The organism is Paenibacillus thermoaerophilus (assembly GCF_005938195.1).
Classification (GTDB): domain Bacteria; phylum Bacillota; class Bacilli; order Paenibacillales; family Reconciliibacillaceae; genus Paenibacillus_W; species Paenibacillus_W thermoaerophilus.
The window spans coordinates 1-14,732 of sequence record NZ_VCQZ01000012.1 but is presented as its reverse complement, the minus strand read 5'-3'; the positions used below and the strand labels follow the sequence as shown (position 1 = coordinate 14,732).

Here is a 14,732-nt window from a genome sequence, read left to right as displayed (position 1 = left end):
TTGAAAACGAAGTTTCTCAGTCCAACCGCAAGGCTGTGAAGTTTTTCTGCGCCAGCAAAATTAGCTACTAACCATAGATCTCGGCCCATTCTTGCTCGAGCTTGGACAGATAGGAGTCAGGATCTCGATTGAAGCGTCTGCAATCCACATTTTCTGCCAACCGGGAATCCTGCTTCGCTTTACACTGACCATGAGCATGATCATCTCTCCGGACGGAAGCTGCCGCACGCGCGGCAAAAAAGCGCCGCCCCGCCTGTCTGAGCTTCAGACGCGCGGGGCGGCTCCGTGCGGTTCAACCGCTGCGGTCAGCCTTCCCATTCGGCGTAAAACTGTTCGAGGTACGCCAGCATGAACCGGTGCCGCCGCTCGGCGATGGCACGGGCTTCCGCCGTGTTCAGCTTGTCCTTGAGCAGCAGCAGCTTGTCGTAGAAATGCCCGACAGCCGAAGGCCCGGATTCCGGCGGGCGCCGGTCCGCGGCCTCCGGAGCCGCGCGGCTGCCGTCCGCCGGCGCGAATATCGGCCGGCCGGCCCGGCCTCCGTACGCGAACGTCCGGGCGATGCCGATCGCTCCGATCGCATCGAGCCGGTCGGCATCCTGCACGACGCGCCCTTCCGGCGTCCGCATCGGGGGGCCGCTGCCTCCGCGGAAGGACATCGTGCGGATAATCTCCATCACATGGCCGGCGTCTTCGCCCGAAATCGGCTGACGCTTCAGCCAGCTCTCCAGCTCTGTCAGTGCCAGCTCCTCGTCGGGTACGAGCTTGCGGTCGGCGATGTCGTGGAGCAGGGCGGCCAGCTCGCACACGAACGGATCGGCGCCTTCTCCCGGCGCCAGCCGAAGCGCCATCCGGCGCACGCGGTCGGCATGGTGCCAATCGTGGCCGCTTGCTTCGCCGCCCAGTCTCTCCCGCGCGAGCCATTCCGCGGCTTTGACGGCGGCCGCCCGAGCGCCTTCCCGATCCTCACGTCCGCGATTCGTCATGATTTGCTGTCGGCGGCGATGCTGTCTTTGAAGTATTCTTCCAGCGTCAGGCCGGCTTTCTGTATTTCCCGGGCAATGTCGACACCGACATACCGGAGATGCCAAGGCTCGTAATTGTAACCCGTAACGGATTCCTTGCCTTTCGGATAACGGATAATAAAGCCGTGCTCATGCGCATGCTCCGCCAGCCACTTGCCTTCCGCAGTGGACGCGAACTTCTCCTCCAGACTGAATCCGGCGCTTTTGCTCGACACATCCATCGCCAGCCCCGTCTGATGCTCGCTGTGCCCCGGCTCCGCGCTGTATTGGCGGGCCAGCTTCTCGCCTTGCGTTTTCACATAACCTTCGAACAGCGCTTTTTGCGTCGTCTGGGAGCGATAGCCGGATACGGCGACGAGCTCGATGCCGTCTTCCTTGGCGGCGGCGAACAGCTTTTCAAGCGCTTCGGCCGCTTCCTTCCGCATGTATCGCCGTTCGTTTTTGCCCGTGAAGGAGAAAGGAACCTGGGGCTCCGTCAAATCCGGCGGCACATACCCTTCGGGCAGGCGGCGCTGCTTGTTGACGACGACAAGCAGATCGGTCTCGTTGGAGACCGTTACCGTTTTCGCTTGAGGCTTGGCGGCCGAAGCCGAGGCGGCCGGCGTCGGCGAGGTTTTGCCCGCCGATGGCGATGGCGTCGCGGTTTCACCGTCGATCGTGACGGTTGTCGTCAGCTCCTTGCCGCCGATCTTCGTCCGGATGACGGCGGTTGCGCCGGGCTGCGCTTTGGCGGATACGCGGATAACGCCCTTCGTATCGACGGTCAGCAGCTCCGGGCGGTCCGATACGAACTCGACGCCCGACAGATCCGATACGCCCTGCACCTCCAACGCCTGTTCGGCCCCGGGCGCCAGCTTTAATGTCTCCGGAACCTTCGGCGTAACCGTCTGGCCGCCGGAAGCCGCGGTCGCCTGCGGGCTTGCGCCGGCCGGTTCCGTGCCGGAGCCGCTTCCGCACGCGGCGGCGGTCAGCATCGCGGCGACCGCGATTGCGGCGGCGGCTGTCCGTATCTTCTTGCCGGTTCGCGGCTGGGAATGTCGGTTCATGATGCCATCTCCACTCTTTCTCTGCAGTCAATCGCAAGCCTCATTATATCAAACTAGACGACTTTACGCCCCGTTTGGTTTTAGGATACGATAGGAAAAAAACGAAGGGATGCGGCAGAGATGTCTTCATATCGAATCGTCGCCGTCAACGTAGGCAAGCCGGCCGAGCTTCGGCATCAGGGGAAGCCGGTGCCTTCGGGCATATGCAAATCGCCTGTCGCCCAACCCGTATATTTGTCGTGTGCCGGGTTCGAGGGGGACGGTCAGGCGGATCTGGTCAACCACGGCGGACCCGACAAAGCGTTGTGCGTATACATATGGGATCATTATCCGCATTGGGAGCGGGTGCTCGGGCGTTGTCTGGAGCCGGGGGCGTTCGGCGAGAACTTGACCGTATCGGGATTCCGGGAGAGCGACGTGCGCATCGGCGACACGTTCCGGCTGGGGGACGCGCTGGTGCAGATCAGCCAGCCCCGCCAGCCTTGCTTCAAGCTTGCAGCGAGGTATCAGCGGGAATCGATGCCGGCGGAGGTTGCGCAGACGGGGTATACCGGATTTTATTTGCGCGTGCTGGAAGAAGGGGTCGTCGATCCGGCCGGCGCCGTTCTAGAGCCCGTCGGGACCGATCCGCAGGGGATGACGGTAGCCGAGGCCCATGCGATCATGTATTTCCGCAAAACCGACAAGGACGCGATCCGCAAGCTGCTTGCCGTCGATGCGCTGGCGCAAAGCTGGCGGCAGACGCTCGAAAGGCGGCTCGCCCGGTTGGAAGCTGAGCCGCCCCAGGGCTGAACAGCAGCCGAAGCGATGGCGGAATTGACGGATCGGCCGGCCCGGAGGAAACGGTCGCGAGAGCCGATCGCGGTCTATGCGAGGGGAACTTCGCACGGGCGCGGCACGGTTCGAGTCGGCCAAGCAAGAAGAGCCGGTCCGCTGTATCGAGCGGGCCCGGCCCTGTTTCATCGCATTGTAAACGGCTTATTTGCCGGCGGTTGGCGCACCGGCCTCCAGCAGGATGCTCTTCACGCGCTCAAGCGTCTCGTGCAAATCGCGGTTCTCAATGGTGAATTCGCATTCCTTGCGGTAAAGGACTTCCTCGGTGTAGCGCCGGAGATAGCTCTCGACCACCTCGAACGGCAGCCCCTTCGCTTCCAGCCGCGCTTGCAAGGTCGGCTTGTCCACATAGAGGAACAGGCGAACGGCCCGGTCCCCGTATTCGAACTTCACCTTGTTCGCGCCGTAACGGTTGAGGAGCATATAGACGTGCCGGCCGGTTGCGAGCGCGTCTTCGACATCCTTGCGCTTGATTCCGTACAAGTGGTCGCCGATCTCCGCCACCTGCAGAAATTCGCCGTTCCGGTCCGCTTCGATAAAAGCCGCCCGGTCCACGTGGTGATATTCCCGCCCTTGCTCGTCCGTCGGCCGCATCGGCCGCGTCGTATAGGAGACGATGTGGAGAAGTCCAAGCTCCCGGCCCAATCTGTGCGCAATCGTCTTGCGTCCGGAGCCGCTGGCGCCCGTAAAGACAAACACCTTGTTCATCGTCTTCGACCTCCTTGGCGTGGAAGCGTCTTCTATACTTCCATTATAGTACAATCGGGCGGAAAATCATAGAAAAAAAGGACGCGGGCCGCCGCCTGCGGCGCGTACGCTGCGGGCGTAAAGCAAAAGCCGCCTGATCCGGGGAACGGACGGCTCTGCGCATTATACAAACTTCCGCTGATGCTTCTTGCCGTCGTAGGTGAACAGCACCTTCTTATCCTCGATGACCGTTTCCAGGTGAATCGTTCTGCCCCACAACTGATACACGTAGGGCATGGTGCGCTCCAAATATTTCAGATCCAGCTCGATGCCCTCGTATTGATGCCGGATAAACAGCTCGCCGTTCTTCAGGTAGTCTCCGTCGATGACCAGCAAATACGGGAATCCGCCGTTGACGCGGGAATAGACGAGCTGATCGCGGATGTTTTCCCAGGATTTGTCGGTAATTTTCCATTCCGCCCCCTTTTTCTCGAACACGTACAGGTCCAGGTCCTCCACCAGTTGTTTGTGCAGGTAGTTGCGCAGGAATGACTGGTCGGACTCCATCTCGCGCACCTCGAATATTTTTTCCCGGCCTTTGCCGGGTTTGCGGCCGTAGCGCTCGATCTCTTCCTGCGTCGGGTTGTCCCAGCGCTTTTCGATGTCCTCGAATATTTTGATGCCCAAGTAATACGGGTTAAGATGATGGCGGGAGGGCACGACGACGGACGCGTTCAGCTTGGCGTATTCGATCGCCTCGTCTTCGGTCAAGTCCAGCTCGCGGATGATGCGCTGGTGCCAATAGGACGCCCAGCCCTCGTTCATGATTTTCGTCTCGAGCTGCGGCCAGAAATACAGCATCTCGTCGCGCAGCATCGTCAGGATGTCGCGCTGCCAATCCTCCAACACCGTCGAGTGCTGTTCGAGGAACAGCAGCAGGTCCTTCTCCGGCCGCGGCGGAATACGCGGCGACTGGGCCGGTCTGGTCTCCTTCTCCCCGGGCGAGCTGCCGATCTCCCACAAGTCCTCGTAGCCGGTTTTGGGCTTGGAGGACGTGGGAGCCGGCGGTTCCGCCAGGCTGGTGCGCTTCGTCTTGTGATCGTAGACGTACGGCCCGATCAGCGTAGGATCGATATGCTCCTGAATCGCAAGCACCGCGTCGATGAACTGCTCCACCTTCAGCGTTCCGTGCTCCATCTCGTAGCGCCGGACGCGGTCGGCCGTGGCGGACATGCTCTCGATCATGTTGCGGTTCGTGCGGGAGAAGCGCGCATTGTTCTTGAAAAAGTCGCAATGCGCCAGCACGTGGGCGACGATCAGCTTGTTCTGGATCAGCGAGTTGCCTTCGAGCAGGAAGGCGTAGCAGGGGTTGGAGTTGATGACAAGCTCATATATTTTGGACAAGCCGAAATCGTATTGCATTTTCATTTTGTGGAACGTCTTTCCGAACGACCAATGCGAAAAGCGGGTCGGCATCCCGTAAGCGCCGAACGTGTAGATGATGTCCGCCGGGCAAATTTCGTATCGCATCGGGTAAAAATCGAGGCCGAAGCCGACGGCGATCTCGGTGATTTCGTCGATCGCGCGCTCCAGCGCCTTGATATCGTCGCTGTTCATCGGACGGTAGCGCCTCCTCGCGTGCGTGCAATATGCTCGTATCTATGCGTATGTGCGCGCGCGGGATTTTATGAGGGCGATAGCCGTGTTTCCGAGCGGCCGGGCGGTGGCTCTGCGGCGGGGATGATGCTATAATGATGGCAAATTTACCGAGGTGAGACCGATGGCGAAGAAAAAACCGACGCCGCGCCCCGCGGCCGATCTTGCCGCCGACAGACCGGCGACCCTGAAGGACTTGCTGTCCCCGGACATCGTCAGCAAGCTGCGCGAGCAGGCCGACGAGCTGAAGCAAGAAGAGGCCAAGCGTCAGGAAGCCGCCCGCAAGCAGGCGGAAGAAGCGCGCAAGGACGAGCAGAAGCGCCTGGAGCAAGACTTCGCCTACTTGCTTGAGAACAGCGATCCGGACTGGCGCAAATACAAGTGAGCGACCGGTTCCGCGCGCCCGGCTGGCGGCAGGCGCCGGCCGCAAGGAGGCTCCGGACGGAGCCGGGCGTCCACCGGTGCGATTGGCCGCGAGCTTTGGTCCGGCTGGCTGTCCGCAGCGGCTGCTCCGGGTTCGTTCCGCCGCCGCCGGGACGGGTTTGGGTGCCGGAACCTTGCCGCGATCCCGATCCGGGGGTCAAATGTGACAAAATCGTGTCGGAAAGAGAAGGAAAAAACAGAAGTATTGTCGAATCCTTATCCTGAAAATATATAAATAGAGGTTGGAGGGTTTGTCGAACATGGCATATTGCACGCAATGCGGCCAAGCTTTGACCGAAGGAGCGGCGCACGACTGTCCGAACGGCCAAGTCGCGGCGGCCGCTGCCCTTCCGCAGAAGGCAGGCGGGGTATCGGTCGATCCCGCGAGACTTGTGAAGCTGCTGAAGGAGCCTTATTCCGCGCTCAACGGTTCGCCGGAACGCGACTTGTGGCACGGGGTTATCGGCTTGGCCGCATCCGCGATCGGATTTTTCCTGTGGGCGTGGGCGATACAGAGCAAGGTGATGAACGCGATCGCCGAAGCGATGGGCGGTCTGCTTTTTTTCGGGAGAGTCGGCGATCTGCTCGAAGATTCCTTAAACATCGCGCCCCGGTTGTTTGTGCTGGGACTGCTGTCGGTCGTCATCCTTCTCGGCGTGCTGACGGCGCTCGGCAACTGGAAGGGCAGGCGCAAGCGCGCACCGGCCGAGGTTCTGTCCGCGCTCGGCTCGTTGCAGTTGATCGGCGGCGCGGGATTTCTGGCGGGAGCGGTATTCGCCCTGATCAACGTCCCGTTGTCGCTGCTGATCGTCGGCGTCTCGCTGCTGGTTTCGCTGCTGATGACCGTGTCCGCCGCCAAGCAGTGGTTCGAGATTCCGGCCGGCAGCCAATTTTTCTACGAAGCCGTAAGCGTAGGCTCCTATCTGATCCTGGTATTCCTTGCGGCCAAAATGGTGCTGTAGGAGGGTACGGCGGCGGCCGCGGGCCGGATGGCTCCGGCTCCCGCTCCCGCATCGGGAGAAATCGAATAAGGGACAAGGAACCGTGGAACCGATATGCGCCGCCGGCGCAAGCGGCTCAACGGGAAGCGGGTCTGCCCGGAATGCGGGCAGGCTTGTTTTTTTTGCCGGAAAGGCCGTTTCCTTGAGAACCGTTCCCGCCAACGGGTATGATAGAGAAGGGAGGGTGTACGTTATGGATACGATTACGCATACGTTGTTCGGACTCGCTCTGAACGGAGCGGCCGACAGACGCAAGCTGGCCCGGTCCGAGAAACGCGCGGTGCTGTTTACGGCGGTTGTCGGCAGCCAAATTCCCGACATCGATGTCGTCTCGCAGTTGTGGGACACGCAGGGGATGTACCAGATGTGGCATCGCGGGATCACCCATTCCGTCTTCATGATTCCGGTCTGGGCGCTGCTGATCTGGCTGGCGTGCCGGCTTTTCTGGAAGGTCAAGGACCCGAAGCTGTTGGGCCTGGGGGCGCTTGCCGTGTTCATACACGATACGAGCGACGTGCTGAATGCCTGGGGAACCGGGTATCTGGAGCCGTTCTCGGACGCAAGGCTTACGCTGGGCGTGATCCCGATCGTGGACCTGGTGTTCTGGGCGGTCATTCTGACCGGTTATCTGCTTGTGCGCTTCGGCCGGAAAGCGTCGCATCGGGTGTTCCGTGGCGTCTGGGCGGCCATGGCGCTGCATGTCGCCATCCAATGCGCTTTCGGTTACGGAGTGTACCAATCCGTAAAAGGCGAATACGACCAAGTGGCGCTGGCGGCGGATTTTGTCCCCTGGACGTTCCAGGCGTTCGGCAAAAAAGAGGGAACCGTCGATATTCTGGAAGCGAAGCCGTTCCGCGAACCGGCCGTGACCGAGACGTTGGTATCGCAGGAACAGGCCGATCTGGAGCCGCTGTTCGCCCGCAATCCGGCCGCCCGGACGCTGATGGAATGGTCGCCGTTCGTCGTGATTATCGACGACGGTCAGCGGCTTGGCGTATACGATCCCCGGTTTTACCGCAACGGCGAATCCTTTTTGTTCGAATATCTCGAGAAGAAATAATGGAGGCGACGCATCATGAAATTGTTGTCGATCGAACCGACGCCCAGCCCGAATACGATGAAGCTGAATTTGGACGAATCGCTGCCTCCGGGCGTGCGGCATATCTATAAGCCCGAGGAAGCGGCGCGCGCGCCGGAATGGGCGCGGCGGCTGCTGGCGATCGACGGGGTGAAAAGCGTCTTCCACGCCGCCGACTTCATCGCCGTCGACCGTATGCCCAATGCCGATTGGCAGCGCGTGCTGGCGGAGATCGGCGCCGTGCTGGGCGGCGAAGCGGCGAATTGGGCGGTCGGGGAAGCGGGCGGCGATGCGGACGGCTTCGGCGAGTCGCAGGTGCTCGTGCAGATGTACCGCGGCATCCCGATTCAGATCCGCGTGCGCACCGGACGCAGCGAGATGCGGGCCGGCTTGCCCGAGCGGTTCGCCAAAGCGGTGAGCGACGCGGCGGGCGCGACGATGATCCGCGAGCGCGTGCTTCACGAGCTCGGCGTCCGGTACGGCGAGCCGGCCGAGATCGCCGCCGAAGTCGCGCAGGAGATCGACGCGGCTTATCCGGACGAGCGGCTGAAGGAGCTGGTCGAGCACGCCCGCGCGATGGGAACGGGCGAGCAAGCCGCTCCCCCGCCGGACCGGACGCCGCTGACGCCGGAGCAGGTGGCGGAACGGCTGGACTCGCCGGACTGGCAGGTTCGCTACGCCGCGCTGGAGCGGCTGCAGCCCGAGCCGGCCGCTCTGCCGGTCATCGCCCGGGCGCTGCGCGACGAGAAGGCTTCGTTGCGCCGGCTCGCGGTCGTCTACCTCGGCGATCTGCGCACGCCGGAGGCGATGCAGCTTCTGATCGAAGCGCTTCGGGACCCTTCGCCGGCCGTGCGCCGGACAGCCGGGGATACGCTGTCCGACATCGGCGATCCGATCGCGATCGGCCCGATGATCCGGGCGCTCTCCGATCCGAACAAGCTGGTGCGTTGGCGCGCCGCCCGGTTTTTGTACGAGGCGGGAGACGAATCGGCCGTGGAGGCGCTGCGGACCGCCGCCGAGGATACCGAATTCGAGGTGGCGCTGCAGGCGAAGATGGCGCTGGAGCGGATCGAGCGAGGCGAAGCGGCCGCCGGTTCCGTCTGGCAGCAGATGACGAAGCGCGGCGAAGCGGGGCGCGACTGAGCCGCTTGTCCGCCGCTCCATGCCGATAGCGGGAACGTGGCCGTCCCAATAGTCCGTTTTTGGGTTCAAAAATGAACCTCCAACCCCACTTTTGCAGTGGTTTTGGAGGTTCATTTGTTTTTATATCGGGGCTGGCTTTTTGGGGTTCACCCTTTTGGACGGCCCCTTATTCCGGGAGGAGAAGAGCCGGGGGAAGACGGTGCTGATGTCCTCCCGCATCTTCTCGGAGCTGGAGAAAACATGCGGCCGCGCGGCGATGATCAAGGACGGCCGAATCATCATGGAAGAGTCCATCGAGGCGATCCGGGCCAGACAAAAGCAGAAGCTGCTGGCAACGGCGGACGGTCCGGAAGCGTTGAAGGCGCTGGCCGAATCCCCGTACGCGACGGGGGCAGCGTGACGGATTTTTTGTCCGTTCAGTATTACAGCCTGATATTCCTGGTGCTGTCGGCGCTGTCGCAAAAATCTGATGCTCTGACCGGGCCGCCAAAAATTCGAGCCCGCAGGACAAGGGCACAGACCTCCCGCATCGCCGTGAATACGATAGTCTGGAGGTTGCGGGAGGGAGGGTTCCAATTGCATTTATTGATTATTGCGCCGGAGCAGATCCCGGTTCCTCCCGTCGTCGGAGGTTCGGTGGAACACAGTCTGTTTCAGATTGCGCGGCATATGCCGGCCGGCCACAAGGTGACGATCGTCAGCCGACATAAGACAGGTTGGCCCCGCAAGAGCGTCTACGGGCGCGTCACCATCCTGCGGGTGAACGGGGGCCGGCCGATGGTTTATTTGTCCCGGGCGTTGGCCCGGGCGAAGGGCGGGCGGTACGATCTCGTGCAGATCGACAATCGCCCCCGCTTCGTGACCCGAGTGCGCCAGGCGTTCCCCGGCATCCGGGTGGCGGTATTCCTTCATTCCACGACGTTCGTATCGTCCCCGATGACGACGCGGGCGAGATGCGCCGCCGATCTGGCCGCGGCGGATCTCATCGTCGCCAACAGCCGTTCGCTGCTCGACTGGCTTCGCAACCGGTATCCCGCAATCCGCCGCAAGCTGCGTTATGTGCACCTCGGCGCCGATCTGCGGCAGTTTCGCCCGCCCGGCGCCGGCGAGCGGGCGGCGGCGCGACGCGCGTACGGATCAAGCGGCGGATTCACGGTGCTGTTCGCCGGCAGGCTGATCCGGAAAAAGGGCATTCCCGTCCTGATGCGCGCCCTTCGGATCGTTCGCCGCTCGGTGCCGGCGGCGAAGCTCCTGATCGCCGGAGGAACGGGCAAGCCGGGTTATATCTCGGAGCTGAAGCGGCTGGCGAGGTCGCTCGGCGTTCCCGCCCGCTTCCAAGGCTACGTCTCGCGCCGGAACATGCACCGGTTCTACTGGGCGGGCGACTGCTTCGTCTGCCCGTCGCAGGGGCATGAGGCGTTCGGCCTCGTCAACGTCGAAGCGATGGCGTCGGGCACACCCCTGGTCGCTTCCCGCATCGGGGGCATTCCCGAGATTGTGCGCCACGGCGTTAACGGTCTGCTCGTGCGCGAATACCGGAACCCGGCCGCCTTCGCCGCCCAGTTGCTGCGCATCGCGCGCGATCCGGCGGGAGCGATGCGAATGGCCAGGCAGGCGCGCCGGGATGCGATCCGCCGGTTCGGCTGGAACGGCACGGCGGCAAAGCTGATCAAATTGTACGGCGGCGGGTCCGCCGGGAGGAGTGGGAGTGTATGATCAAGCGCGCAAGGGCGTTGATCGCCCATCGGAAAATCCGGCCGCGATATATCGGCAGCAAGTGGGTGAAGACAAAGGCGCTTTTGCGCAGCGCCGACTTGCGCCGGTATGTTCCGGAGACGGCGGTTCTGAGCCGTACCTCGTTAAGAAGCTTGCTGGACCGTTACGGCATGGCGTATGTCAAGCCGGACTTCGGCACAGGGGGCCGAGGCGTTATGAGAACGGAGAAGCTGCGGATCGGCGCGCGAACGGCTTACCGCTACCAGATCCTCTCCAGGTCGGCGTCGTTCGGTTCGTTCGACGGGCTGTACGCCTCGGTGCTCCGTTCCCGCGTCAAAAGGAAGTATCTGGCGCAGCAGGGGATTCGTATGCTGAAGTACCGGAATCGGCCGTTCGACCTGCGCGTCATGGTGCAGCATAATCCGGAGGGCCATTGGGAGACGACCGGCATCATCGGGCGGGTCGCCCACCCGAGCCGGATCGTCACGAATTTCCACGATCGGGGAACGCCCACGCCGGTGGGCGCGCTCCTCTCGCCGCATCTGCCGGATCGGACGGCAAGGGAGCGCCAAATCGCCCGTCTGCGAACGCTCGGACTGAATATCGCCCGGCAGATGGGGAAGGTGTTCCCCGGCGTGAGGGAGGTCGGCGTCGACGTCGCTCTGGACCGCAAGCTGCATCCGTGGGTGCTGGAAGTGAATACGCGTCCCGATCCGTATATTTTTAACCGGTTGAAGGATAAACGCATGTTCAGGCGGATTATCGCCTGCGCCAAGGCGAACGGCCGGCTGTAACCGGTCCTTCCAGCCCCCCCATGCAAAAATAGACCCTGCGCTCCTGAAGGAGCCGCAGGGTCCAACCGCCGGGAGGCGGCAAACATTCGGGGAGCCGGCTTGTTGCTTTAGCCCCGGTTCTGCGTGCCGAACAGCGCCGCAAGGCCGGCGAACGGCGACGAGGCCGCCGGATCATCTTCCTCCGACGAATCGTCCGCCGAAGAGTACACGACTTTCGTGGCGTAGACGAGGTCTTCGTCCGGCTCGTTCCGTTCGAACTCCAGCTCGCCGATGCGGGACAACGCAAGCCGGGCCGTGTTGATGGCGTCGTCCAATGCCCGGTGCGCACGCCCTTCGGCGGTCAAGCCCGCCCATTCCAGCGCACGGGCCAAGCCCGCCTTCTTGTTGCCGGGAAGTCCCATCATGCGCGAGATCGGCTTCTGCAGGTCGTTATGGTTGCGAATCCAGTCGTACGGAATATTTTCCTTGCGGCATTGGGTCAGCAGCATCCACTTGTCGTCCGGGCCCCAGGCGGCGAGGTATTCGGCGGCCGGGTCGGCGGAGAGCCAGCGGCGGAACGCTTCGAGCGAGTCCCGCAGCGAAGGCGCCTTCGCCAGCTCGTCCAGCGTGATGCCCGTCAGTTGCCTCACGTCGGAGGACACCGTCATCTTCTGTACGGGGCGAACAAGCGTCTGGAACGTATCGCCAAGCGTCCATCCGTTTTCGCCTTTCACAACCTTGACGGCGCCGATCTCCATAATATCGGAAGGTTGTCTGCGATGCTGCGACATCGCGAATTCCAAATCGTATACGACGATGACAGACATAGGGGCTCCCCTTTCCGTTTTCCGTAAAGCTTGTCCATATGAGTATCCTACCAAAACCGGGTCCTCAGCGAAAGTCCCAGGTCCCGGAGCTTCCGGGCGGTCGGCGTTGCGCCGGCGGCCGGTTGGACTTCGGTTCGGATTTTTCTTACAATGGATACGAACATGGACAAACCTGAAGGAATACGGGGGATAGCCGATGGCAGCGGAATTGAACATATGGGAAGCGTCAATGAAGCGGGAACCCGGCGAAGGCTACGTCGGGCGCGTGATTTTCGAAGTGAAGGGCCACGCGAAGCCGTATGAAATGACGCTGTACAGCGAGGATGGCCGGGATTGGGAGTATAATCTCCTGTTCGCCCGGGAGCCGGGCAAGGAGTCCGACATCGCTTGGGTGGAAGAGGAAATCGAGCGCAACGACGATTGGTTCGACGCCCTGGTCGACGCGGCCTGCGAGAAACTGGAGGAGTAGCCCGACGCGATCCGAAAGCGGCGATCCGCCCGCGAAGAGGAATAAACCCGCCGTACCTCTCTTTAACGTCTGTCGAAATATGGTATACTTAATGCCAAGTATCGCCATGACGCGACAAAGGAGACGAGAGGATGCAGACGGTTATTTTGCAGCGGGTAACGATCGTGGACATGAACAACGAGATTTTGACCGAAACATGGTTTGAGCATGGCACGGTTCCTTCGACATCGCTGGCGATCGGCTGGTCGGTCGCCACGTATCCGGTCGGATTGCGCGAATTCAGCGTGGTTTACGACAAGAGGGAGAACCGCACGGTGCGCTACAAGGTGGTCGACATCGAAATCGACTTGACCCAGGAAGCCCGCGTGTTCAGGGCGTATCTCGAACCGCAGACGCTGATTATCGGCCAGCATGACATCGGGATGACGGCGTAAACGCGAAGGCCGGCACGCTCTCCCGACAGGGCCGCAAGCCGGCGGCGGGGAAGCTCCTGGTTCCGGTCGGCTTCGGGCCGCATGCGAAAAACCCGCCCCGTTCGCGCGAAGGAGGCGGGTTTATTTTTTTGCCGGCCGTATCACGACGTTTTTTTGCCGAAAAACGTTTTGAGCGCCTTGTAGACTTCGCCTTTCTCCCGGATCATGCACGGCTGGAACCTCTCGTGCTTGACGTGCCGGTAAGCCGACATCAGCGTGCTGGAGCGGTTATATTGGTTTACCTCGCCGTAACCGAACATGTTGCAGCGGGCGAGCAGTTGCTCGATCAGCTTGACGCAGCGGTCGTTGTCGCTTGTCAGATTGTCACCGTCGGAGAAATGGAACGGATAAATGTTGTAATGGCGCGGAGGATAACGTTTGTCGATCAGGTCGATCGCCAGCTGATAGGCGGACGAACAGATGGTGCCCCCGCTCTCGCCTTTCGTGAAAAACTCCTCCTCCGTCACCTCTTTGGCCTCGGTATGATGGGCGATAAACACGATCTCGACCCGCTCGTATTTCGTGCGCAAAAACCGGGTCATCCAGAAGAAAAAGCTGCGCGCCACGTATTTCTCGAATTGGCCCATGGAGCCGCTTGTGTCCATCATGGCGAGAATAAGCGCGTTCGATTGCGGCCGTACGACTTCCTCCCATGTCTTGAAGCGCAGGTCGTCCGGCGTAATGTGGTGGATGCCGGGCTGTCCTTGGCGGGAGTTGCGCCGCAGGTTTTCGAGTATCGTTCTTTTTTTGTCGATGTTGGCCAAGATGCCTTTTTTGCGGATGTCGCGGAATTCGATTTCTTCGACGATCATCTGATCCTTTTCCTTCTGCTCCAGATGGGGCAGCTCCAGCTCCTCGAACAGCATCGCCTCCAGCTCCTCGAGGCTGATCTCCGCTTCGTAGTAGTCTTCTCCCGCCTGATCGCCGGCCCCTTCGCCTTTGCCGGGCGCGCCGGATTCCGGATCGACGCCGAGCACGTCTCCCACCTTGCTGTCGCCGTCGCCCTGCCCCACATGCTTCGATTTGTTGTAGTTGTAGCGGAACCGGTATTCGTCCAGGCTTCGGATCGGGACTTTAATGATCTGGCGGCCGCTCGACATAATGATGTTCTCTTCGGTGACGAGATCGGGCAAATTTTGCTTCATGGTTTCCCGCACCTTCTCCTGATGCCGGGTCTGGTCCTGGTACCCTTTGCGGTGCAGCGACCAATCTTCGCGGGACACGATATATAACGGTTCGGACACCGGCAACGCCTCCTCCGTTGATTGCTTGCGCAAGGGCTTGTTATATCAATATATTCTCGTCGGCCGGGGGTATGTGCGCGTTGCGCGGGTTGCCGGAAAATAAGCTGCCCGGGAATAGGATGGAACAGGCTGCCGACGGGGCTGCCCCCAAGCTGATATGCTCCCCTTAAGGTAGACAGGTGAAATAATAAAACCTGCTGCTGTAAAGGGAGTTTTTTTCATGCCTAATAAACAATATAGTGCGTCGGAGAAATTCGCCATCCTACAGGAAATCGAAAGTGGCCAGATCGGCGTTAAGGCTGCAGCTAAAAAATACGGTATTCCCAAAACCACCTTGGTG

15 protein-coding genes and 1 pseudogene are annotated in these 14,732 nt (G+C 61.4%); 10 read left to right on the top strand and 6 right to left on the bottom strand.

Features of this window, described 5'->3' with window-relative positions; translation table 11 throughout:
• Positions 1-305: 305 nt before the first annotated feature.
• Positions 306-983, bottom strand: coding sequence for an HD domain-containing protein (locus FE781_RS09780; RefSeq protein ID WP_138789442.1), 678 nt, complete (start codon positions 981-983; stop codon positions 306-308).
• The gene (locus FE781_RS09775) at positions 980-2,068 is read right to left on the bottom strand and encodes a M15 family metallopeptidase (RefSeq protein WP_246068130.1); all 1,089 of its coding nucleotides are present in this window, start codon (positions 2,066-2,068) and stop codon (positions 980-982) included. Before FE781_RS09775 ends, FE781_RS09780 begins: the two co-directional genes overlap by 4 nt.
• A 120-nt stretch (positions 2,069-2,188) precedes the next feature.
• On the opposite strand from FE781_RS09775, the gene FE781_RS09770 reads away from it, so the two are divergent.
• Positions 2,189-2,860, top strand: a complete 672-nt coding sequence (locus FE781_RS09770) for an MOSC domain-containing protein (protein ID WP_138789441.1) — start codon at positions 2,189-2,191, stop codon at positions 2,858-2,860.
• 186 nt (positions 2,861-3,046) lie between these two features.
• On the opposite strand, the gene FE781_RS09765 is transcribed toward FE781_RS09770, so the two are convergent.
• Positions 3,047-3,610, bottom strand: coding sequence for a guanylate kinase (locus FE781_RS09765; RefSeq protein WP_138789440.1), 564 nt, complete (start codon positions 3,608-3,610; stop codon positions 3,047-3,049).
• Between the two features lie 162 nt (positions 3,611-3,772).
• Positions 3,773-5,206, bottom strand: coding sequence for a SpoVR family protein (locus tag FE781_RS09760; RefSeq protein WP_138789439.1), 1,434 nt, complete (start codon positions 5,204-5,206; stop codon positions 3,773-3,775).
• Between the two features lie 163 nt (positions 5,207-5,369).
• Between FE781_RS09760 and FE781_RS09755 the strand changes: the two genes are divergently transcribed.
• The 7 genes and pseudogenes from FE781_RS09755 (at position 5,370) to FE781_RS09725 (ending at position 11,400) form a co-directional block, all read left to right on the top strand.
• Positions 5,370-5,630 carry a DUF3886 domain-containing protein gene (locus FE781_RS09755; protein ID WP_138789438.1) on the top strand — a complete coding sequence of 87 codons (261 nt, stop codon included), beginning with the start codon at positions 5,370-5,372 and terminating at the stop codon, positions 5,628-5,630.
• Positions 5,631-5,928: 298 nt separating this feature from the next.
• Positions 5,929-6,630: a hypothetical protein gene (locus FE781_RS09750; RefSeq protein WP_138789437.1), complete on the top strand. Its 702-nt coding sequence runs from the start codon at positions 5,929-5,931 to the stop codon at positions 6,628-6,630.
• 232 nt (positions 6,631-6,862) lie between these two features.
• Positions 6,863-7,729, top strand: coding sequence for a metal-dependent hydrolase (locus FE781_RS09745; RefSeq protein WP_138789436.1), 867 nt, complete (start codon positions 6,863-6,865; stop codon positions 7,727-7,729).
• Positions 7,730-7,744: 15 nt separating this feature from the next.
• Positions 7,745-8,890: a virulence factor gene (locus tag FE781_RS09740; protein WP_138789435.1), complete on the top strand. Its 1,146-nt coding sequence runs from the start codon at positions 7,745-7,747 to the stop codon at positions 8,888-8,890.
• Positions 8,891-9,056: 166 nt separating this feature from the next.
• A pseudogene (locus FE781_RS18145) lies at positions 9,057-9,171 on the top strand (ABC transporter ATP-binding protein); the annotation flags it as partial.
• A 295-nt stretch (positions 9,172-9,466) separates the two neighbouring features.
• A complete protein-coding gene (locus FE781_RS09730) occupies positions 9,467-10,606 on the top strand; it encodes a glycosyltransferase family 4 protein (RefSeq protein ID WP_138789433.1) in 1,140 nt (379 codons plus the stop codon).
• Entirely contained in the window at positions 10,603-11,400 is a 798-nt protein-coding gene (locus FE781_RS09725) for a YheC/YheD family protein (protein WP_138789432.1), read from the top strand. The genes FE781_RS09730 and FE781_RS09725 overlap by 4 nt, the downstream gene beginning before the upstream one ends.
• A gap of 107 nt (positions 11,401-11,507) precedes the next feature.
• Here the strand turns inward: FE781_RS09725 and FE781_RS09720 are convergent, their stop codons facing one another.
• Complete coding sequence (locus tag FE781_RS09720; protein WP_170209499.1) at positions 11,508-12,206, bottom strand: 3'-5' exonuclease; 699 nt, start codon at positions 12,204-12,206, stop codon at positions 11,508-11,510.
• 196 nt (positions 12,207-12,402) lie between these two features.
• Here FE781_RS09720 and FE781_RS09715 point away from each other — a divergent pair, with 196 nt between their 5' ends.
• Together FE781_RS09715 and FE781_RS09710 are read left to right on the top strand one after the other, a co-directional pair.
• Positions 12,403-12,675, top strand: a complete 273-nt coding sequence (locus tag FE781_RS09715) for a hypothetical protein (protein WP_138789430.1) — start codon at positions 12,403-12,405, stop codon at positions 12,673-12,675.
• Between the two features lie 131 nt (positions 12,676-12,806).
• Positions 12,807-13,109, top strand: a complete 303-nt coding sequence (locus FE781_RS09710) for a hypothetical protein (RefSeq protein WP_138789429.1) — start codon at positions 12,807-12,809, stop codon at positions 13,107-13,109.
• 140 nt (positions 13,110-13,249) lie between these two features.
• Here the strand turns inward: FE781_RS09710 and yhbH are convergent, their stop codons facing one another.
• A complete protein-coding gene (gene yhbH, locus FE781_RS09705) occupies positions 13,250-14,392 on the bottom strand; it encodes a sporulation protein YhbH (protein ID WP_138789428.1) in 1,143 nt (380 codons plus the stop codon).
• Positions 14,393-14,732 lie beyond the last annotated feature (340 nt).